Consider the following 21,407-nt stretch of genomic DNA (forward strand, 5'->3'; position numbering starts at 1 on the left):
TTGGATTCGCACCCGTTCCGCCCTATCCGTGGAAAGGACCGGAATTTCCGGAGGCCGCGACGCCAATTGATTTCAGTCTGACTTTGTACGATCAGGATAGATTATGAACCTCGAGACCTCGCACCATCAGTCCCTCAGACAGCTTATCGCGGCACGCGACGCGCGCGTCGCTGTGGTGGGGTTGGGTTATGTCGGCCTGCCTCTGGCGCTGACCGCCTATGACGAAGGGTTCGACACGACCGGGGTCGACCTCAACCCCGACCGGGTTGCCCGGATCAATCAGGGTGATCAGGTCATATCCTATCTCGCATCCGACCGGATCGCGCAGGCGGTGAACAGCGGACGCTTCCGCGCCACCGAAGACAGCGCCGCACTGGCAGAGGCCGATATCGTGCTGATCTGCGTGCCGACCCCGCTGACGGACGCACAGGACCCGGATATGCGCTTTGTCGCCGCCGCCGCCCAAACCATCGCCCAACATCTGCGCCCCGGTCAGTTGGTAGTACTGGAAAGCAGTGTCTGGCCCGGCGCCACAACCACCCTGGTGCAACCGATCCTCGAAGCGGGGGGCCTGCGCGCAGGAACCGATTTCTTCCTTGGATTCTCGCCCGAGCGCGAAGATCCGGGCAACGACAAGTTCGACACGCACAGCATTCCCAAGGTGGTGGGCGCGGACGACCCTCTGTCCCTGCAACTGATCGAGGATTTCTATCGCGCCATCGTTACCAGTGCGGTTCCGGTCAGCTCGGCCGCCACTGCCGAAGCGGTGAAACTGGTGGAAAACAGCTTTCGCACGGTCAATATCGCCCTGGTCAACGAGTTGAAAACAGCACTCGATGCGATGGGCGTGGATGTCTGGGAGGTGATCGAGGCGGCAGCAACCAAACCCTTTGGCTTCATGCCTTTCTACCCCGGCCCCGGTATCGGAGGCGCCTGCATTCCGGTTTCGCCTGCCTATCTGGCCTGGCGCGCCGCTGATGCGGGATCCGACACGCCGATCATCAATCTGGCGCGGACAAGCAATGATGCCGTGCCCAATGCCCTTGCCACGAGGATTGCCGAAGAACTGGCGGCACGCGGCAGCGCCACGGACACAGAGCAACCGCTGGCCGGACAGCGAATTCTGTTGATGGGCATCGCCTATAAACGCGATGTCGAGGACACCCGCCGCAGCCCGGCACTGGTGCTGCTGGACGAGCTGGAAAGACTGGGTGCCGAAGTCGATTATCACGATCCGTATTTTCCCCGCCTGCCGGAAGGCGGCGAGTATCCCCAGCTTGCAGGCCGAATGTCGGTATCGCTGACCGCAGAAAACCTGAAACACTATGCGGCAGTGGCTGTCATCACAGATCACAGCGCCCCGGATTATGATCTTGTCGCACGCGAGGCGGCGGTGATCTTTGATACACGCAATGTCTTCGAAAAAGCCGGGATCGCGGTGACAGGCGGGCGGCTCGTGAAGGTCTGAGAATGCCGATCACGCTCCCTGCACAGGGCAATCCGCAATTCCGGCCTGAAAAGCCGGTTCACCATCAGGGATGTGCAAGTCAAACAAAGAACCTTTGTAATGAGTGACAAGCCGGAAAAAATTTTCGTCGATCTGGACGGAACGCTGGTCAGAACGGATCTTTTTGTCGAAGCCATCCTTCAGTTTCTGAGGAAAAACCCACTCAATATCTTTCCGTTCATTCTGTGGCTGCGCCGTGGCATTCCGTATACCAAAACACGGATCGCGCAGCATGTTGATATTGCGGCCGAAGCGCTGCCGTACGAAATCCCGCTTCTTGAATATCTGAAACAGGAAAAGCAGCATGGCCGGAGCCTTATCCTCGCCACGGCTGCACATCGCATATATGCCGATAAGGTCGCCTGTTATCTGGGCATGTTCGACGCTGTTCTGGCGACCGATGAAAACCGCAATCTGAAAGGAACAAAAAAGCTGGAGGCCATCCGCGAGATGGCTGGCAATGACACATTCGCCTATGCGGGCGACAGTAAGGCCGACACCCCCATCTGGGCAGTTGCATCTTCAGGCCTGTACATCAACGCCCCTACACAGGCGGTGGCGGCTGCGGAAGTTTCCGGAACTGCGGAAAAGGTCATCGTTTCGCGCCCGCCTCTGTGGCGGTCCTTCCTCAGATCGATGCGACCACATCGATATATCCGGAATCTCCTGATTTTTGTGCCGCTTTTCACCTCTCAGGATTCTTCGATCCTCTCAGTGGTGCCGACGACCCTTTTGGCCTTCCTCTGCTTCAGCCTCTGTGCGTCCGGGGTGTATTTTCTGAACGACCTGCTGAACCTTCCTGCCGACCGGCAACATGCGGGTAAACGACATCAGCCGCTGACCTCGGGAGATCTGCCTCTGTACAACGGGGTAGCTGGTGCCATCACCTTGCTCGCGCTGGCCTTTATTCTTTCGTCGGTGCTTTTGCCATTTGCTTTCACAGCCGTACTTGCCGCTTATGTTTTTCTGGCTCAGGCCTGCTCCTTCTGGCTGAAACACAACGCAGCGGCGGGTGTTGTTGCGCAGGCCGCGCTTTGGACGGTACGGATCATTGCCGGAGCTGCCGCCATAAGTACGGCCCTGCCCCTCTGGGTTCCGTTTTTTTCCGTGCTCGCATTTACCGGCCTCGGGTTCCTCGGGCGATACAGGTCAAGATGACCCTGTCTGAACACCCTATCCCTTCCCCGCAACCCGCTTGGTGACATAGCCCAGAAAGGCCCGGCGCGGGTTTCTGATTGCGGGCCTGCCTGACGTGGCCCAATAGGCCAGCCAGTCCGCCTCGAGCGCATAGACGTCCCATCCAGGTGCCATCCCCCGGGCCTCATCCAGCGTCTCCGGCGGCAGGGTCGGTTTGTCGGTTCCTTCCACCACCTGTCCGCGGCGTGTGAAGCGGATCAGATCACCGGGGTCCTCGGTCATCTCGTAATCGGGCAGATGATCTGCTGCGATCATGTCCCGGATCATCTTGCGGAACACCCGCCGGGGCGAGGCCGAACCCGACTTCTTCAGCAACACCTCGACCGAGACCCGCCATTCGGGTTGCCGCCCGCAATGTTTGCGCGCCAGTTCGTAGATCCGCCGCTCCAGCGGCTTGCGCAGACGGAAATAGTCGCGGCTGAGTGTCAGAACCGACTTGGCCAGAACCGCGCGATACAGCCAGTCCGACAGTTTCACACTGACGCTGACCATCCGACCCGCCCGTGTATGGCGGACAATCTCCCAGCTTTCGATCAGTCCGAAACCGGTTGTCGTCTCGGTCTCGCCTGTAACGATATTGGTGGTGATCCGGGTCCCCGCCAGCCGCTCGAACGCCTCGCGCAGACGCTTGTAGCCATCACCGCTGGTCTCACGATTGGTGGCCACCAGCAGATCATGCGCCTTCAGATGCAGCACACGGCTGACGGCACGGCCTGCATTGATCGCAGACATCAACTGACTGATGCAGAAGATCAGGATGTCCTTGTCGTGGATCGTCGCAAGGCCGCGCACCGACGGCGTCACCGTGATCTCGACCCCGTTATGTTCGTAATTCAGAATCCGCCGGTCCGGCCGGGTCGAGAGCGAAAACATCGGATGCTCCATCGACCCCATATCGGTCTTGGGCAGCGCATCGAAGATATCGCATACAAAAAAATCGCCCGTTGGATGCCGGTCAGGCAACAACGCCCCTGACCCGCTCATACTGCCCTGCCCATATGTCCTGCCCGAATCTTCGTTCGTGGTTTTATTGACGCTTACCGTAAAGTTATCCACAGGCAGCGTAAAGTCGCCGGATCGTGGGATCAGAGTCAGTACAACGTGGGATCAGAGTCACCTTATCGTGGGTTCGGAATCGCACACAGCAATAGAAATGCAATAATACCATTTATTATCAGTGTGTTATGATAGCCTTGTTTTCCTTGTAACTAATATAATAACTGAATCTTAACCGAATATTTTTTTGTTCCGCTCCGTAAAACCATCTACCAAGCGCCCTTATCCTGCTATTTTGCTTAGAAAATTCGATTTTGTCCGCATAATGCTTTCATATGCCACCTTTTGTGGTATATTGACGAAAAGGCAGCATATAGGCGGTATTTTCCATGCGTACAGGCACGCCGGAGGGGCTTCCTCCGTATTTCAATATTGATCCGGATTTGGCATATGCCGAGTTGGGGAACCCCACCGGAACACATGACTTTTCCGATATTGCGGATGCCTGTGCCCGGGGCCGTTCAGATCTTGCAAGTCGCGGGTTGGAGGAAGACGGGCAAAAAAAGCTTCGGCTGTTTTCGACCTGGGAAATTACCAAATATCTGATCCCCGTCGCGCCTGCCCATTTCCGCCGGGTGTTGAAGGGTAACCCCGACCTGCCGCAAGGGCGATCGGAAACCGAAGGCGGCGCCAAGTGGTTCACGCTGGATGAGGTGCTGCGCCTGCGTCTGCATTTCGCCTCGGAAGGCTCCAAGGCCAAGGAGTATCGTCCCTACCGCCCCAAAGGGCTGCCGGCCAAGATCGTCTCGGTGGCAAACTTCAAGGGTGGCGTCGGCAAGACGTCAACCTGCGCCCATCTGGCCATGTCCGCGGCCTTGGACGGCTACAAGGTACTGGTCATCGATCTGGACAGCCAGGGATCGATGACCTCGATCTTTGGCGGCAAGGTAACGGATGAATGGCAGACCGTCTTTCCTCTGCTCGCTCGCCACTACGCCACCCATTTGCGCCGTGACAATCAGGGACGGCTTGACCGGGGCGAGGCCCCTCACCCGATCGATGACACGCTATCGGATGCCCTGAAGGTGCGCAGCGGTGAACTAATCCAGACGACGCATTGGCCGAATATCGATCTGATTGGCGCCCAACTGAACCTGTATTGGGCCGAGTTCCAGATTCCGGTCTGGCGTATGCAGGGCCGCAGTTGGAAGCTGTGGGATGCGCTGACCGACACGTTGGAGGAAGATGGCGTATTGGACGAATACGACATCGTCTTCATCGATACACCGCCTGCGCTGGGGTATCTGACGATCAACGGGCTGGCGGCCTCGGACATCCTGCTGGTGCCCATGGGCGCATCCTTTCTGGAGTTTGATTCCACCGGCCGGTTCTTCGACATGCTGCATTCGACCTTCCAGTCCATCGAAGAGGGTGAGAACATGGCCGCCCGCGCGTTGGGACGGCCTGAGATGGCCTTTCAGTGGGATGCGGTGCGCACGGTCATCACCCGCTATGACGGCAACCAGCAGGCGGAACTGGCCGGGCTGATGCAGGCCTATCTGGGCCGCACCCTGTCGCCGCACTGGCAGGGCTACACGGCGCTGATCGGGCAGGCGGGCGAGCAGGTCAACGGCATCTACGAGGCGGATTATCGCGATTTCAACCGCGAGACCTATGTGCGCGGGCGGGAAACCTTTGACGCCACCTATGCCTCGTTCAAGAAGCTGCTGATCGGGGTTTGGCGGGGCGAAGAACTGGCCCAGCAGGCTGAGGCGGCCGGAACCCCCGAGCTGATGCTGTAATGAGATGATGTTTCGCGCGCGAAACACTTTGACTGTTTTGGGACAGGCCCGACCAATGCCTGATCCGCGCGAGAGTAGGAGGAAGCGATGGCCAAACGTAAACGGCTGACCCCCGCCCGGGCAGGTTATCTCGAAGAAACCCGCCCCACCCCCGAGGCGAAATCTATGTTCCCCGCCGCCGCGCCACGATCCGCGCCTCCTGTTGCTCAGGTTGCGGGTGCCACTGCTGCTCAGGCTGCTCTTGAGGAGTTGACCGAAGAACTCCGTACCGCCCGGACCGAAGGGCGGTTGGTGCAGGATTTGCCGCTTGCGGAGGTGGAGGAAACCTATCTGGTCCGTGACCGGATGGCGGTGGATGACGCGGAAATGACAGCGCTCAAGGAAAGTCTGAAGGCCCGCGGACAACAAACTCCGATCGAGGTCGTGGCGCTGGAGGAAGGGCGTTATGGTTTGATCTCGGGCTGGCGCCGCCTGACGGCACTGAAGGTACTGGCAGAGGAAACCGGTGAGGCGCGTTTCGAAACGGTTCGCGCGTTTCTCAGGCAGCCTCAAAGTGCTTCGGATGCCTATGTTGCAATGGTGGAGGAAAACGAGATACGCGTCGGGCTGAGCTACTATGAGCGCGCGCGAATTGTGGCTCGGGCGGTAGAGCAGGGTGTTTATCCAGACGAAACCGCCGCCTTGCGCGGGCTGTTTGCTTCGGCTAGTCGGGCAAAACGGTCAAAGATTGGTTCGTTCATTTCAATCTATCAGGCATTGGACAGCAATCTGCGATTTGCCTCGGCCATTCCCGAAAGGCTGGGTCTGTCTATAGCCAAGGCTGTAAAAGATGATCCAAAGGCTATTTCTAAACTGTCCGGACTGCTGGCCGCCGATCCAGCTCGCACGCCGGACGCCGAGATTCAGATTTTGACACATGCGATACAGTCCCCGGAGAAGAGCACCGGGAAAACATCAAAGGTCGTTGCACCACAGCCTGAGGCGATCGGGGGCATTCACCTGAAGCGGAGCCGAAATGGTGCGCAACTCATATTGTCTGGCGACGGGGTTTCTGATGCATTTCTTGTCGAGTTGCGGGGCTGGCTGAAATCCCGGGCGGGATAGCGTTTCGCGTGCGAAACGGTAGCGGTGTTCGTGGGATACATTTCCTGCCGATAAAAAGCAGTTTATTATCAATATAGTGGCTTGGCTATTGCGCGTAAGCGCCTGATTATGCCCACTACCTTTCACATGTGTGGATTTCTTCATTATACCTGATAAGTACCGCTTATCATTTGAGATTGGTTTCCATCGTGAATGACACGGAATGAGGGCAAGAAAGCAGGTGCCCTGCACATTCTTCGTATAGTCACTGGGATTGTCGCCTTGGCGACAACATGTTCTGCTGCATTCGCACCTCGTTCATGACAGGCTGATATTCAATTGCTATGAACATGTTGTGTTAGCACGGGTTTTGAGTACATGCAGATTGAGAAGACCGCCTTGCCGGGTGTCCTGATACTGACACCAAAGCGGTTCGGTGATGTACGCGGTTTTTTTTCCGAAACCTGGAACCGCAAGGTCCTGGCCTCATATGGGATCGAATTGGATTTCGTGCAGGACAATCATTCGGTTTCGGCCAACACCGGTACCCTTCGTGGCTTGCATTTTCAGTCGCCGCCCCATGCGCAGGACAAGCTGGTGCGCTGTGGGCGAGGGGCATTGTTCGATGTCGTTGTCGATATCCGCAGGGGCTCGCCCACATATGGGCAATGGCTGGGCGTGGAGCTGACGGCGGAAAACGGAAAGCAGCTTTTGGTACCCAAAGGCTTTCTGCACGGCTTTGTCACGCGGGAGCCAGGCACCGAAATCTGCTATAAATGCACTGACTATTATGCGCCCGATTGCGATGGGGCGGTGCACTGGGGCAGCTGCGGCATCAACTGGGGGCTAACCGGGGAACCGGTGTTGTCCGACAAGGACAGGGCCGCGCCCGCGCTGGCGGATTTCGACAGCCCGTTTCTGTGGGAGGATGCGCCGTGAAGCTTTTGGTGACAGGGGGCGCAGGCTTTATCGGATCGGCCGTGGTGCGGCGGGCGATCCGGGACGGGCATCAGGTGGTCAATCTGGATGCGTTGACTTATGCAGCTTGCCTCGACAATGTGGCTGAGGTGGCGGATGACGCGAATTATACCTTTTTAGAGGCTGATATTCGGAACCGCAAAGCCATGGATCAGGCGCTGGCAGAGCATGCCCCGGACGCGATCATGCATCTGGCGGCTGAAAGCCATGTGGACCGGTCGATCGACGGGCCGGGTGCCTTTATCGAAACCAATGTCACCGGAACCTACACGCTGCTTGAAGCGGTCAGGGGATACTGGGAAGGCCGGGGAAGGCCGGACAGTTTCCGGTTTCACCATATTTCGACCGATGAGGTCTATGGCTCGCTGGGTGCGACCGGTCAGTTCACCGAAGAGACCCCTTATGATCCCCGCTCGCCCTATTCCGCCAGCAAGGCGGCCAGCGACCATCTGGTGCGCGCCTGGTTCGAAACCTATGGGTTGCCGGTGGTGCTGACGAACTGTTCCAACAATTACGGGCCGTATCATTTTCCGGAAAAGCTGATCCCAGTGATCATTCTGAACGCTCTGGCGGGTAAGCCGCTGCCGATCTATGGCGATGGGTCCAATGTCAGAGACTGGTTATACGTGGAAGATCACGCCGAAGCATTGCTGCTGGTGGTCCGGAAAGGCCGGATCGGGCGGAGCTATAATATAGGTGGCGAAAACGAGTGTACCAATCTGCAGCTGGTGCAGATGTTGTGCGGTATTCTCGACCGCCTGCGCCCCGGCCCGGCGCCTTATGCCGATCTGATCACCTTTGTCGCCGACCGCCCCGGCCATGATGCGCGCTATGCCATCGATCCGACCCGCATCCGGCAAGAGCTTGGGTGGCGGCCCTCTGTCAGCGTCGAAGAGGGGTTGGAAAGAACCGTGCAGTGGTATCTGGACAATGAAAGCTGGTGGCGTGCGCTGCAGAACCGCGAAGGCGTCGGCAAGCGGTTGGGTGTGAAGGTATGACCATCCTTGTCTTTGGCAAAACCGGACAGGTTGCGCGAGAACTGGCAGGTTTTGCAGGGGTGACGTGCCTTGACCGTTCCCAAGCTGATCTGGAACGACCCGCAGCCTGTGCCGAGGCCATTCGCGCCGCCGCGCCACAGATGGTGATCAACGCCGCAGCCTATACCGCCGTGGACCGGTCCGAGGAAGAAGAGGCGCTGGCAACCGTGATCAACGCGGATGCACCCACTGCGATGGCCCGGGAATGCGCTGCCCTGGATATCCCGTTCGTTTCTGTCTCGACGGATTACGTGTTCAACGGATCGGGAGAGGTCCCATGGAAACCCTCCGATCCCACCGGGCCGCTGGGTGCCTATGGGCGCTCGAAACTGGCTGGTGAGCAGGGGATCGTCCGGGCCGAAGGGGCCTATGGCATTCTGCGCACCTCCTGGGTGGTGTCGGCCCATGGCAACAACTTCGTCAAAACGATGCGGCGGCTGGGGGCCGAGCGTGACCGGCTGTCGATTGTGGCCGACCAGATCGGCGGCCCGACTCCAGCACGGGATATCGCGGTGGCCTGCCTGTCGATGGCGCGGCAATTGGCCGAGGATGCAGACAAAGCGGGTATCTATCACTTCTCAGGCGCGCCGGATGTCAGTTGGGCCGGGTTTGCCCGCGCGATTTTTGCTGAGTTAGAGACTGATTGCGACGTGACAGATATCCCGTCCGGCGATTACCCGACGCCCGCGCGGCGGCCGTTGAATTCCCGCCTTGATTGTACCTCACTGGAAACAACTTTTGGCATTACCCGTCCGGATTGGCGGCAAGGTTTGAGTGATATTTTGAAAGAGTTGGAAAACGCACCATGATGACACGCAAAGGCATTATATTGGCAGGGGGGTCCGGCACCCGGCTGTATCCGATCACGATGGCCGTCTCAAAGCAGCTGTTGCCGCTTTATGACAAGCCGATGATCTATTACCCGCTGACGGTGCTGATGCTGGCCGGCATACGGGACATCTGTGTGATCACCACCCCACAGGATCAGGATCAGTTTATACGTACGCTGGGGGATGGCAGCCAGTGGGGGATCAACCTCACCTATGTCGTGCAGCCCAGTCCCGACGGGCTGGCGCAGGCCTTTGTTCTGGCCGAGGAGTTTCTGGCGGGTGCACCATCTGCGCTGGTGCTGGGCGACAACATCTTTTTTGGACATGGCCTGCCGAAACTGCTTGCTGCAGCCAATGCGCATGACACCGGAGGAACGGTTTTCGGTTATCACGTGGCTGATCCAAAACGCTATGGCGTGGTCGCCTTCGACGAGGGTGGACGGGCACGCGAAATCATAGAGAAACCATCCACACCTCCCTCGAATTATGCGGTCACCGGATTGTATTTCCTCGATGGGACCGCGCCGGAGCGCGCGAGAAAGGTCAAACCATCACCGCGCGGAGAACTGGAAATCACCGACCTGCTGCAAATGTATCTGGAAGAGGGTGAGCTCAGGGTCGAAACCATGGGGCGCGGTTATGCCTGGCTGGACACCGGAACCCATGCCAGCCTGCTGGATGCGGGCAATTTCGTGCGCACGCTCGAGGAACGTCAGGGGTTGCAGACGGGATGTCCCGAAGAGATCGCGTGGCAACTGGGCTGGATCAACGAAGAGCAGCTGCGCCAGCGGGCAGAGATGTTCGCGAAGAACGAATACGGGGCCTATCTGGACGGGTTGTTGACGTGAAGGGCAGCGGTAGCCAGGGCTAAAACTGACCGCGCCCCTCCTCAGCGGGGATCCAAAAAGCACTGTTTAGACTCTTTGTCTGGGGTGCAGGCATGCATTTTCGCCCCTCTGATGGGACTCTTCCCGCCGATCATACGTGCAAGCAAAAATCGAAAAGAAATGCCTTCCGGGCGTTACTCGGCATTCATCCGAATACGCCTGGAAGGTGGCCCTTATTCGAGTACGACGTTTTTATCGAAGCGCTCTTTCGATGCTTTCTTTTTTTCAGGCTTGGCTTCGAATTCCTCATGATAGGACCGTTCGACATTGACGTCCCAAATGTCGTTTTCCTCGCCCAGGATATTGCGGGCGGCATACATCGCCGACAGCATTGAATGGTCCTGATTGTTGTAGCGGTGCAGGCCATTGCGACCAACGGTCTGGAAGTTTTCTAGTGTCTTCAGCCAGTCGCTGACAGTATCCAGAGCTTCTTTGTATTCACTGTCATAGACTGGATACGCCTTGGGCTGCCTGATCACAGCGCAGTCGACGACATCGGTAGCCTTGGCCAGATTAAGCTTTTCCAGTTCTTCGCTGGCAAGCTTCTTGAGTTCCGCATCGGACGAAGACCAAAGCCCATCCCCCTTCTGACAGAAATACTCCATCCCGATCGAGGACGTATTCTGATCGGGCAGCATTTCCTTGGACCAGGCGCGGAAGTTCTGGATGCGACCAACCTTGACCATCGGGCTGTGGATGTAGATCCAGTTGTCTGGGAACGGGTCGGCATGATCCAGTATCAGCGTCACGATCAGGAAGTCGCGGTACCTCAGGCGATTGGCCGCCTCAACAACTTCTGGCGGGGGCGGTGGATCAAAGGCGTGAATCAGATCGCGCACCGCCATTGAATTGATAAATTGCTCTCCTTCGATCCGTTCGACCGTCTTGCTTTGAGCGTCGTCTTCGTTCCACCGGCGAACGTCGATTGAGGTTACCCGGTTGCCGTCACGGTTCACCTTCACGACCTCCGAGCGCATTTGTACGGTGCCGCCTTTTTCTTCGATCAGATCGCGGGTTTTTTCCCACATCATGCCTGGGCCAAGACGCGGATACTGGAACTCTTCAATCAGGCTGGCGGTGTCATTGGCGCCAGAGATCGCGTTCCAGACTGCCTTGGGCAAGGACAGGTTCTTGATCCGCTGCGCCGCCCAGTCGGCACGGATTTCGGAAGGTGGGATGCCCCAGACCTTTTGCGTGTAGCTGTGAAAGAAATGCATGTAGAGCCGTCCGCCAAAGCGGTTGATGACCCATTCTTCGAACGTATCTTCCTGCTTTTTGGGCCGCAGCTTCCATTTGATGTAGCTGCCGACAATCTTATAGGTCTCGTAAGGCCCGATATTCCCAAGCGCGTTGAAGATGCGCAGCGGGTAATCATAGAACTTACCCCGATAGAAGATGCGGCTGAGGCGCGGCACGGTGATAAAATCGTCACCCATAATCTCGTGCCACATCTTTTCGACTTCGCGCACCTTGGTAAAAAACCGGTGCCCGCCGATGTCGAAGCGATAGCCCTTGTGGGTTTCGGTCCGCGAAATGCCGCCGACCAGATCCGAGCCCTCAAAAACTTGTGGGACATGTTTGTCGCTTAGCTTCTGAAGTTCATAAGCTGCGGTTAAACCAGCGGGGCCGCCACCGATAATGACGACTGGAACAGTATCTTGTTTCAAATGACCTACACCCATACTCAAAACCAAACCTTAGCATCAGGCTACAGGAGATTACCTTCGATTCACAACAGAATCCTGATGAGCCGCACAAATACAGCCCCCGTTCTTCCGGGGTATCCCGGGGGTATAGCAGGAAGAAGGTACCGGGGCTGGTCAGCTGTCACCACAAGTGATGGCTGGGCGGCAGTTGCCATGGCGCTTTCCCCTTCTTCCCGGCCATACTGGCACGATCAGGGGAGGCAGGCCCGGCCATCAGATTGCGGGTTCGTGATTTAAGCGATTGAAACATATACTATATTCCAACCCTCAGACAATTGGAGGGTTTGCCGTTCAGGACGGATCGACCGCTGGCAGAAACCGCTCTGTACTTCTGTAATGATCTCGTCGACCGGGGAGGAGGCTGACGGGAAATGCATGCGTCATCGCGATGGAGTGCCTCGCGCAGTTTGTTTCAACAATCTGCCATCTTCATGCATATTGTCCTCGTGCCGTGGGGGTGTGAAGCACCCGGAAGCGGTGACTCATGATGTGTCAGTCAGTTGACGGATCGCATTCGTTCGCAATGCCACCTTGTCTTTCCAAGGCTCTCGCCGCCAAACTATTACCTCAATGTATTGGTTATATACTTTGACTTTTGCGGCTGCTTTTTGACAACTGTGGCCATCAGATGATTACAGCCAGCGTGTTCAGAAAGTGAATCAGTGGCTGAGTATTTAGATATGTAAGTGGTTAACGAGAACAGGGTGCTATGGCTGCATCACCGCACAGTACAAATACCGAATATGCCGTTTCCATTGTGATCGTGAACTGGAACACGCGGGACATTCTTCGGGATTGCCTGAAATCCATTGCGCACGAGACGCAGCTGCCGCACGAGGTCATCGTCGTGGACAACGCCTCGAACGACGGTTCGGCAGATCTTGTCCGTGACGAATTTCCCGGTGTCCGGCTGATTGCTAACGATACCAATCGGGGATTTGCCGCCGCCAACAATCAGGGCCTGAGAATCGCGCAAGGGCAAACCCTGCTATTGCTCAACCCTGACACCATCATTCTGGACGGTGCAATCGACACGATGGTGGGCTGGCTGGAGCAGCACCCCGACGTGGGCTGTGTCGGGTGTCAGGTCCTGGAGGATGAACACACGATCCAGCGCACCTGTTTTGCCGACCCCGGACCTGCAAATCTTGCGCTGATCGAATTTGGGCTGCATCGCCTGTCCCCGCAGGGCCGGTTTCTGGGTCATGCCGAATACGGGGACTGGGATCGTAAATCCGAGCGTAAGGTCGATGTGGTGTCCGGCATGTTCATGCTGGTACCCCGTCACGTGTTCGAGGTGGTGGGTCTTCTGGACGAGGCATTCTTTGTTTATTCCGAAGAGGCCGACTGGTGCCGCCGCATCCGCGATGCCGGATGGGACTGTGTGTTTGCGCCCGTGGCGCGGATTCTGCATCTGGAAGGCGGGTCAAAAAGCACGGTGCAGATCAAATCGCGCATGTATGTGCAAAAACAGAAAAGCAAGACAATCTATGCCAGAAAACACTATGGCCGGTATGGAGAGTTGGTGGTGCGCGCCATCTTTATCAGCAGCGCAGCCCTGCGCGGGGCGGTGTTTGGCCTGATGGGTCTGCTGCGCTCCACGCCCGAGCGCAAGGCACGTTTGCGGCTGTCAGAGGCGGTGATCCGCTATCATCTGTTCGGTCAGGAGCCGAGTACATGAAAGATACGGTGTCCGCCAAATCCGGGATTGTGATCGAATGCCTTGAGGCACCGGCCCATTCGCTGGACACAAGGGCGGACTGGGACGATCTGGTCACCGCGACCGGCGCCGACATATACTTTCTGACTGATTGGCAATCAGCCTGGTGGGATCATTACGGACCCACCTTTGCCGCCAGTCGCCGTCCGGCCAGCTTTGTCTTGCGGGATGGCCCCCACCTTATAGCTGTTCTGCCTTTTTGCATCGAAACCATATGGGCGGGACCAATACCCGTGCGTGTGGCCCGGCTGGCCGGTGTGGATCCGAATTTTGCGGTGATGGGCCTGCCGATTGCAGCTGGCCGCGAGGAAACTGTGCTGAAGATCGTTCTCCGGCATCTGGTGCATGATCTGAAGTGTGCAGCCATCAGCTTTTCACCGCTTTCTGACCGCGCCGCACAGCTCGGGAACCTGCGCGCTGCAGATGGGCATGGCATATCCATTCTGCGTGATCGCAGCCTGCGGGGACACACATTAATGGATTTGCCCGGGAACTTTGATGCATTCATGGGCGCGCTTTCCAAAAGCCGTCGACGTGAGGTGCGGCGGGATATCAAACGCCTGACCAGGGATGAGCCGCTGAGCAATGTCAGTTCGACCCCGGATACGGTCGACGCGATGATGGATCGCTTTATCGAGCTGCATACAAGGCAATGGCGGGCGGCAGGGAAGGGTGGACATTTTTCCGACTGGTGTGTGGCCGCAGCGTTCTATCGCGCATTGCTGCGGCAGCTGGCGCCCAGGGAGCAGGCGGCGATAGACGAGCAATGGCTGGGCCAGACACTCCTGTCGAGCCAGCTGCGTTATACGCTGGGGGATAAGGCCTATTGGTGGCTGAATGCCCGTGAAATAGACCCTGAATATGCAAAAAACGGCCTGGGCCGCGTGGGCTTGGTCGAGCGTGTAGAGGATTTGATTGGTTCGGGCATTCGTCTGATCGAAGCAGGTGCGGGGGAATACGAATACAAGCTCAGTTATGGCGGTGAACTGGTGCCATTTCACAATATAGTGCTTGCTCCTGATCGAACCCCGGCGCGGTTGCGGGCCTTGCTGCTGCTTCTTTGGGCGGATGCGCTCCATTTCTTTTATTATCGCGCGTGGTTTCTGAAGATCCGCCCCCGGCTGGGGATACGGCCCGGTAAACTCTGGACCAACTGGATACGGACACAGCTATGACCCCACCCTTTACATTGCAGACAGTCGCAGCCGAAGACTGGCCCGGGATCAGCGCGGGGTTTCGTGATCTGACCTATGAGCAAACCCTGACCTATGCGCAGGCAGCAGCAAAACGGATCGGGGCCGAGGCGCAATTCATCACTTTGTCGGATCAGGCGGGCAAACCGGTTGCCGCGGCCTGTCTGCGCCTCAAGCGCGTGCCGGGGCTGGGGCGTGGCATCGCCTGGATCGCCGCTGGCCCCCTGATGCACCACCGGGAACAGCCCGATACGAACCCGAGCAGGCTGGACGCGGTATTTGCCACGTTGCGCGCCTATGCACAGGAAGTTGGGTGTGTTCTGCGGCTTCGCCTGCCCGCCTTGCCGCTTTATGATGTGTCGGCTGCGGACCGCTCGGTGGCTGCGGCGGGGTTCCGCCCGACAGACCGGTCCCCGCCCTATCGCACAGTGGTCGTTGATCCCGATCAGGACGAAGAGATCCTGATGGGTGCCCTGCATGGAAAGTGGCGCAACCATTTGCGCAAATCTCTGAAAGCCGATTTAGAGCTTGATGTGGTGCCAATATCCGATGCAGCCGACCGGTTTCAGGCGCTTTATCGGAATGTTCAGACTGCCAAAGGGTTCGAGCAACCTGACATACCTCCGGAATTCTATTATCCGCTTCGGGGGGGTGATTTTATCCATGAGGTATTGTTTGCCCGGCAGGACGGTGCAGATATCGCCGGAATGACGGTCGGAAGGGCGGGCGGTAGCGCCGTCTATCTTTTCGGGGCCACGACTGCAGTTGGCCGACGTTGCAATGCCGGCCATTTTCTGATGTGGGAATCCATTCTGCGTTGTCGGGAGCTTGGGGTGAAATGGTACGATCTTGACGGTATAGACCCTGATATCAATCCCACTGTTGCAGAATTTAAACTCCGCACCGGGGGAACGGACCTGCAGGCGGCAGGACCTTATGAGTTCCGTCCTGCCGGGTTGGTTTCATCCCTGATCAGCACCGCAGAAACGGTTCATTCCCACCTGAGGAAAGCGCGCCGATGACGGTTTTCAGGGGTATCAACTTTCATGGTATCGGAGCGCCGGAACGTCCCCTGGAAACTGGTGAGGAACCCTATTGGCTTTCGATCAGTCAGTTCGAACACGTACTCGACCAGATTGCGGCGTCCCCTGACCCCGAGAGTTTCACGATTACTTTTGATGACAGCAACCTCTCGGACCATGACATTGCCTTGCCCGCCCTTGCCGCGCGTGGGCTTCGGGCGTGTTTTTTTGTTCTTACGGGGCGGATTGGGCAGGACGGGTCTCTGAATTCCGGTCATCTGCAAGCTCTGCGCGATGCCGGCATGACAATCGGTAGTCACGGGATCGATCATGTCGTCTGGCCCACTCTGGATGACGTCGCGCTCGGGCAGGAGCTGCGCGATTCGCGTCAGCAACTCGAGGAAATCTGTGGCCACCCGGTGGTCGAGGCAGGCATCCCGTTCGGTCGCTACGATGCGCGGGTGCTGCGCGCCCTTCGTGCTGAGGGTTACTCTGCCGCTTGGTCAAGTGACGGGGGGGGCTGGCGTCAGGGTGCATTCCTGCGCCCCCGGACGTCATTGCGTGGTGACATGTCGAAACAGGCGATGGATGCGATCCTTTCAGGCCGGATGCCGCCCCTGCGCCGCCTTCGGCGCGCACTGGGGATGGCCCGGCGCAACTGGACTGTTACCGGTTAGCGGACCGGACCGGGCGTCCGGGCGATGCCGGATCCGATTGCGACCGCGGGAACCGTGTATATTGAACTGTTTTGCCCTGTGTGGATGCCTGCTTTTCCCCGCCGTCCTGCTCTGCTTGGTCATCTACGTCCAGAAACCAGATACCAGCCCCCAGAAGAAACATGAAAAAACAGTATGTGGAGTCCCACAAATGCACCGTGATGGCGGAAAGGCAAATGCCGAACAGGGAAAACAGGTACCCAAGGCGTGCATCTGCGGCCGCTCCGCTCAGCGTTTTGTTCCCGACCTGAAAAAATATGGTCACCACGGCGGCAACCAACAGAATTAGTCCGGGGAAGCCGTGCCTCAGCGCCATCAAAAGCCAGAAGTTGTCCACGGTACTCAGCGCCCACATCCAGGCGGGGCGGGTCCAGTCGTGCAGTCCGATCCCGAAAAGCGGGTTTCGCAGAATGTCGTCAGAGACAAATGTGAAAATATTGATCCGCGCCCAGGCCGTTCCCGGTGTGAGCGTGAAATGCGTTGCGAAGATCTGGAACATGTTCCGGTTCGATCCAACCTCGCCGATAAAATACAGAACGCCAAAAATACTGAGCAAGATTTTCCATCTGTTCTCGAGGAACCGGAACACCCAGTTCCATCCCATCAGCATCACCTGCAGAATGACGTTCATGAAAGCGCCTGACGACAGCGAACAGAAAACGGCACCCCCCACGATTGAGGTCAGTCCGGCCCTTTTAAAGAGTGACTTGTTCCACCCCAGAACATACCAGGTGAGCGCAAAGGCGGGCGCGCAGAACACTCCGTACAGAATGGGATGAGGCATCGTTGTCTGGGCGCGCAGCAACCCCAGCCGGGGTTCGAAGACCCATTTTTGGTAAACGCTCATCACCTTGCCGAACAGATCCAGTAGCGGGGTTCTTCCCGTAACAGCTTCGAAGGCGGCGAATGGCAGAAGAACCAGAAGGAGCAGGAAGAGCCACTTTACGAAGTGTCTGAACGACTCCATGTTCCGGATATACGTGCGGGCAATGAAATACGGGACCAGGGTTTCGATCATGAACATCCCGATGAATTGCCATGTCGGCCCAAAGCCGTGATTGACGGCCAACGTCAGACATGCCCAGAGGCAAAACCCGATAACCAGAAAATCGATTGCCCTGATCTTTCCCGCTTTGCCGCTCAGCCAGCCAAAAATTGCGGGAAACAGGAAGAGGATCAGGATCACGCGGTAGCCATTGAGCTTCAGCCCGCCCAGGAAGAAATAGAATGGCATTGCAAAGGACAAAATCAGCAATACCAGAACCAGCGGCCTTGTCGCCGGAGCACTGGCTTTGGTTGACAAAACGGCGGTCATTCAAAATTCCTGCTCATTGTCTGGATAAATCATTCCAACTCGTAAAATTCAGCGATCAGTACATCGGCAGCGCCCAAGGCTGCCAGCCGTGCTTCCCCCGCCTCCACTACCCATCATTGCGTGGGATATTTTTTTGCCAGCGTTGATCCGGCATTCAGGCGGTCGATAAGACTGCCGGGACGCACGCCGTATTCATTGTAACCGTTCTTTGCTCCACGCGCGTAATAGATGAACTGGCTATCATAATAACCGCCCTGCGACGGAGTTTGATCCTGAATCATGGCATTATTGAGTACGACCCAATCCCGTTGATTTTCATAGCCCAGAATATTCGCCACGGCATTCTGTTCGATGACCACTGATGAAGAGTCTGCCGAAATGTTGATCGCAGGCACGGAATGGCCGCCAGGCACATTAATAAGAGAGTTCTTCCTGACCGAGATGTTGTCGGAACCATAGATGGAAATGCCATGGACATGACCGTTATAGATCATGTTATTTTCAATCAGCACATTCTGATGCCGTACCTGGCGGTCGCCGATATTCTTCCCGTCTCCTCCGGCCCAGATCGTTTGGGTGAAATCCCCGCCACCCACGTCAAAGACATTGTCACGAATGGTGATGTTGGCGCTGCCGCTGTTATTGGCGCGTTGAATCTGGATCATGTCGCGGTGATCGCCGACGCCATCAGCACCACCAAAATCATGGAGATGATTATCTTTGACCAGAATATTGTCGACATTGTCGAAGACCAAACCGTCAGAGCGTATCGAATGCACGTCACTGTCAGTGATATTTATGCCGTCGGTGTTAATGACGATGACGGCCTTCCACCAAGTCAGGAACTCGGAGTTGGTGATGTCGACGTTGTCAGCGTTGAAAACCAGCAGGCCGGTCCCGAACCCGGCGCCGTCCTCGGGCGTTCCGGTGCCGCTGGCAACATCCCCGCTGAACACGGAGTTGGAGAATTTTATTTTTCGGCTGTTGCGAACGACGAAGTTGGCGAGATGGTGCGGGTCTCCTCTCTTGAAGACATAGTCGAAACGGATACCATCCAGATGAATGTTCTCGGCCCCATCAAAGATCGCAACCGTGAAACAGGCGAGGTTGGTGGGATCGGCCGAACGGATCACCACGGGCGATTGAAACGTACGGCCCAGTTTCAGAGTGCCATAGTTTCCGGGTGAAAGCAGGTAGGTTTCACCTCCACGTGCATTCTGAAGCGCGGTTGCAAGGGCCCCGGCATCAGAGATGGCCTGACCTTCGGCCTGAGTCGAGAGCCTGGGTTTGAAGTCCTGCCTCTCGCAGGGTGTCTCGGCGGCCAGGGCAGTGCTCAACAAAAGCAGTGCCGCGCCTGCAAGGGCAAGAATACGTGATCCGGGCATGACGCACCTTTCTGATCTGCGGTTCATCGAAAGCTTAGGCGAGCTGTTTTATAGTGTCTATCGCGGCGCTCTCAGGATTACGCGGATTCTCTGGTACTCCCCCTGGTACTCCCCATGGCGTCACACCACCGGTTTCCGGGCGGTTTTAATGAAGTTTTGTGGGTTTCCGTAGCGGCATCGGGCAATTCATTGCCTATGGCTGACCGAGATACGCGGGGTCATGCCTGAATTACGGCAACTTCGTGGCCATTGTTGCGATCAGGGAATCAATCATCCAAACGTTACTCAACCGCTTAGGGAAGGGGAACAATTCCCGGTATCGAGTATCGTGTTTACTCGGAAATGATGGGCAGACGGGCTTAATTGTCCCGAAACAGGCACAAGTTTCCAAATATAGCCGCATTTTGGCCACTCTGTCGCCCCCGCGCGACTGTTCCCTCCGTCCTGGGTGAGCGGGATCTCGTGCGCTTTCAAGCGCTTATGAAATCTAAAGGTGTAGGATGTCTACAACGATCACAGTATCCAACGCGGCAGAGCTGAACCAGGCGCTGGCGCAAGCAACAGGCGGCGAAACAATCCTCCTTGCGGCAGGCAATTATGGGAAGTTGAGTCTCAACAATACGCAGTTCTCATCGAACGTAACGATCAAGTCTGCAGATCCGAACGCGATGGCGAGCTTCTCCGAAGCTCATCTCAATGGTGCGTCGAATGTCACATTCGACACGGTCAATTTCGACTACACATTCAGCTCTGGTGACTATCACTTCCAGAACAAGTTCAGCGTCACCAACAGCTCGAATATCGCGTTCAACAACTCGAACTTCGACGGCGATTTTGCCAGCGGTACCGGAACAACTGCGGACGGTACCGGGTACGGCACCGGCCTGATGATCACCGGGTCCAGCAATATCGACATTACCAATACCGAGTTCTCGAAATGGTGGAAGGGCGCCATCGCGATTAACTCCGATGGGGTCAGTTTCTCCGGGAATGACATCCATTCGATCCGCTCGGATGGGTTGGTCTTCGACAATGTCGACAACATCCTGGTCGAGAACAATTACATTCACGATTTTGGCGGCGCTGCAGGTGCTGGCGATCACCGTGACATGATCCAGGTTCAACGCGCAAACGGCAGCGGCAGTGACAATATCATCATCCGCGACAATGTCTTTGACATGGGGAACGGGGATTATACTCAAACCATCTGGATGGGTGGTGACGGCAAGAACATCAGCGACCCGAATGTCATCCACCACAACGTGCTGATCGAAGGCAACGTGATCTACAACGGCCACCTGCATGGTATTTCCGTTTATGGTGCTGACGGGATCACTGTCACCAAGAATTCGGTTCTGCACGTGGATGAGAAGACGCAGACAGGCGGTATTGAAATTCCGCTCATCAATGTCTCAGGCGATTCCAAGAATGTGACGATCACTCAGAACATCACGTCGCAAATCCTGGGTGACAACGGGCAGCCTGGCTGGACCGTTGCAGACAATGTTCTGATCAAGCCTTCCGAGTATGATCAGCATTTCATCTATCAGGCGACGGCGCAGGCGGATGGCTACAACCAATATATCGTTAAGCCCGGTAGCCCGGCGGATTCGCTGAATGCGGGTTCTGACCTCGCAAGCAATATCTCGGGTTCTTACTTTGACTGGCTTATAAATACGGGCTCTTCCGGGTCTAACAATCAGTCCCAGACCAATCCCGGAACGACTCCGCCTGACACCGGAACGACTCCGCCTGACACCGGAACGACTCCGCCCGACACCGGAACGACTCCGCCCGACACCGGAACGACTCCGCCCGACACCGGTGAAGAGCAGCAGCCCGATACCGGCGAAGAGCAGCAGCCCGACACCGGCGAAGAGCAGCAGCCCGATACCGGTGAAGAGCAGCAGCCCGACACCGGCGAAGAGCAGCAGCCCGATACCGGTGAAGAGCAGCAGCCCGATACCGGTGAAGAGCAGCAGCCCGATACCGGTGAAGAGCAGCAGCCCGATACCGGTGAAGAGCAGCAGCCC

Annotated in this window: 17 protein-coding genes; 13 read left to right on the forward strand and 4 right to left on the reverse strand. The window is 57.0% G+C overall.

Features of this window, described 5'->3' with window-relative positions; genetic code table 11:
• Positions 1 to 103: 103 nt before the first annotated feature.
• Positions 104 to 1,468 (forward strand): nucleotide sugar dehydrogenase, encoded by a 1,365-nt coding sequence (locus tag ACR0NW_RS21740; protein WP_480791937.1) that lies wholly within the window; start codon positions 104 to 106, stop codon positions 1,466 to 1,468.
• A 99-nt stretch (positions 1,469 to 1,567) separates the two neighbouring features.
• Positions 1,568 to 2,665, forward strand: coding sequence for a UbiA family prenyltransferase (locus ACR0NW_RS21745; protein ID WP_480791938.1), 1,098 nt, complete (start codon positions 1,568 to 1,570; stop codon positions 2,663 to 2,665).
• Positions 2,666 to 2,680: 15 nt separating this feature from the next.
• Here ACR0NW_RS21745 and ACR0NW_RS21750 read toward each other — a convergent pair whose 3' ends face one another.
• Positions 2,681 to 3,688, reverse strand: a complete 1,008-nt coding sequence (locus ACR0NW_RS21750) for a replication initiator protein A (RefSeq protein WP_480732012.1) — start codon at positions 3,686 to 3,688, stop codon at positions 2,681 to 2,683.
• 401 nt (positions 3,689 to 4,089) lie between these two features.
• On the opposite strand from ACR0NW_RS21750, the gene ACR0NW_RS21755 reads away from it, so the two are divergent.
• From ACR0NW_RS21755 to rfbA, 6 genes are all read left to right on the forward strand, one after another.
• Entirely contained in the window at positions 4,090 to 5,502 is a 1,413-nt protein-coding gene (locus tag ACR0NW_RS21755; RefSeq protein ID WP_480791939.1) for an AAA family ATPase, read from the forward strand.
• An 87-nt stretch (positions 5,503 to 5,589) separates the two neighbouring features.
• Positions 5,590 to 6,606, forward strand: a complete 1,017-nt coding sequence (locus ACR0NW_RS21760; RefSeq protein ID WP_480791940.1) for a ParB/RepB/Spo0J family partition protein — start codon at positions 5,590 to 5,592, stop codon at positions 6,604 to 6,606.
• Between the two features lie 357 nt (positions 6,607 to 6,963).
• Entirely contained in the window at positions 6,964 to 7,524 is a 561-nt protein-coding gene (gene rfbC, locus ACR0NW_RS21765) for a dTDP-4-dehydrorhamnose 3,5-epimerase (protein WP_480791941.1), read from the forward strand.
• The gene (gene rfbB / locus ACR0NW_RS21770) at positions 7,521 to 8,561 is read left to right on the forward strand and encodes a dTDP-glucose 4,6-dehydratase (protein ID WP_480791942.1); all 1,041 of its coding nucleotides are present in this window, start codon (positions 7,521 to 7,523) and stop codon (positions 8,559 to 8,561) included. The genes rfbC and rfbB overlap by 4 nt, the downstream gene beginning before the upstream one ends.
• Complete coding sequence (gene rfbD, locus ACR0NW_RS21775) at positions 8,558 to 9,409, forward strand: dTDP-4-dehydrorhamnose reductase (RefSeq protein WP_480791943.1); 852 nt, start codon at positions 8,558 to 8,560, stop codon at positions 9,407 to 9,409. Before rfbB ends, rfbD begins: the two co-directional genes overlap by 4 nt.
• Entirely contained in the window at positions 9,406 to 10,278 is an 873-nt protein-coding gene (gene rfbA / locus ACR0NW_RS21780) for a glucose-1-phosphate thymidylyltransferase RfbA (protein ID WP_480731999.1), read from the forward strand. The genes rfbD and rfbA overlap by 4 nt, the downstream gene beginning before the upstream one ends.
• Before the next feature lie 212 nt (positions 10,279 to 10,490).
• On the opposite strand, the gene ACR0NW_RS21785 is transcribed toward rfbA, so the two are convergent.
• Entirely contained in the window at positions 10,491 to 11,984 is a 1,494-nt protein-coding gene (locus tag ACR0NW_RS21785; protein WP_480791944.1) for an NAD(P)/FAD-dependent oxidoreductase, read from the reverse strand.
• Positions 11,985 to 12,732: 748 nt separating this feature from the next.
• On the opposite strand from ACR0NW_RS21785, the gene ACR0NW_RS21790 reads away from it, so the two are divergent.
• The 4 genes from ACR0NW_RS21790 to ACR0NW_RS21805 are packed head-to-tail and all read left to right on the forward strand — an operon-like array spanning position 12,733 to position 16,635.
• On the forward strand, positions 12,733 to 13,704 hold the full coding sequence (locus ACR0NW_RS21790; RefSeq protein WP_480791945.1) for a glycosyltransferase family 2 protein: 972 nt from the start codon (positions 12,733 to 12,735) through the stop codon (positions 13,702 to 13,704).
• The gene (locus tag ACR0NW_RS21795) at positions 13,701 to 14,918 is read left to right on the forward strand and encodes a GNAT family N-acetyltransferase (RefSeq protein WP_170656638.1); all 1,218 of its coding nucleotides are present in this window, start codon (positions 13,701 to 13,703) and stop codon (positions 14,916 to 14,918) included. Before ACR0NW_RS21790 ends, ACR0NW_RS21795 begins: the two co-directional genes overlap by 4 nt.
• A complete protein-coding gene (locus tag ACR0NW_RS21800; protein ID WP_480791946.1) occupies positions 14,915 to 15,958 on the forward strand; it encodes a lipid II:glycine glycyltransferase FemX in 1,044 nt (347 codons plus the stop codon). Before ACR0NW_RS21795 ends, ACR0NW_RS21800 begins: the two co-directional genes overlap by 4 nt.
• The gene (locus tag ACR0NW_RS21805) at positions 15,955 to 16,635 is read left to right on the forward strand and encodes a polysaccharide deacetylase family protein (RefSeq protein ID WP_480731989.1); all 681 of its coding nucleotides are present in this window, start codon (positions 15,955 to 15,957) and stop codon (positions 16,633 to 16,635) included. The genes ACR0NW_RS21800 and ACR0NW_RS21805 overlap by 4 nt, the downstream gene beginning before the upstream one ends.
• Here ACR0NW_RS21805 and ACR0NW_RS21810 read toward each other — a convergent pair.
• Both ACR0NW_RS21810 and ACR0NW_RS21815 read right to left on the reverse strand, forming a co-directional pair.
• Positions 16,625 to 17,989 carry an O-antigen ligase family protein gene (locus ACR0NW_RS21810; protein WP_480791947.1) on the reverse strand — a complete coding sequence of 455 codons (1,365 nt, stop codon included), beginning with the start codon at positions 17,987 to 17,989 and terminating at the stop codon, positions 16,625 to 16,627. The genes ACR0NW_RS21805 and ACR0NW_RS21810 overlap by 11 nt on opposite strands.
• Positions 17,990 to 18,102: 113 nt before the next feature.
• On the reverse strand, positions 18,103 to 19,374 hold the full coding sequence (locus ACR0NW_RS21815) for a right-handed parallel beta-helix repeat-containing protein (RefSeq protein ID WP_480791948.1): 1,272 nt from the start codon (positions 19,372 to 19,374) through the stop codon (positions 18,103 to 18,105).
• Between the two features lie 500 nt (positions 19,375 to 19,874).
• Here ACR0NW_RS21815 and ACR0NW_RS21820 point away from each other — a divergent pair.
• The coding region (locus ACR0NW_RS21820) for a right-handed parallel beta-helix repeat-containing protein (RefSeq protein WP_480791949.1) at positions 19,875 to 21,407 on the forward strand (1,533 nt) is incomplete at its 3' end.

The organism is Ruegeria sp. CF5, assembly GCF_056537325.1.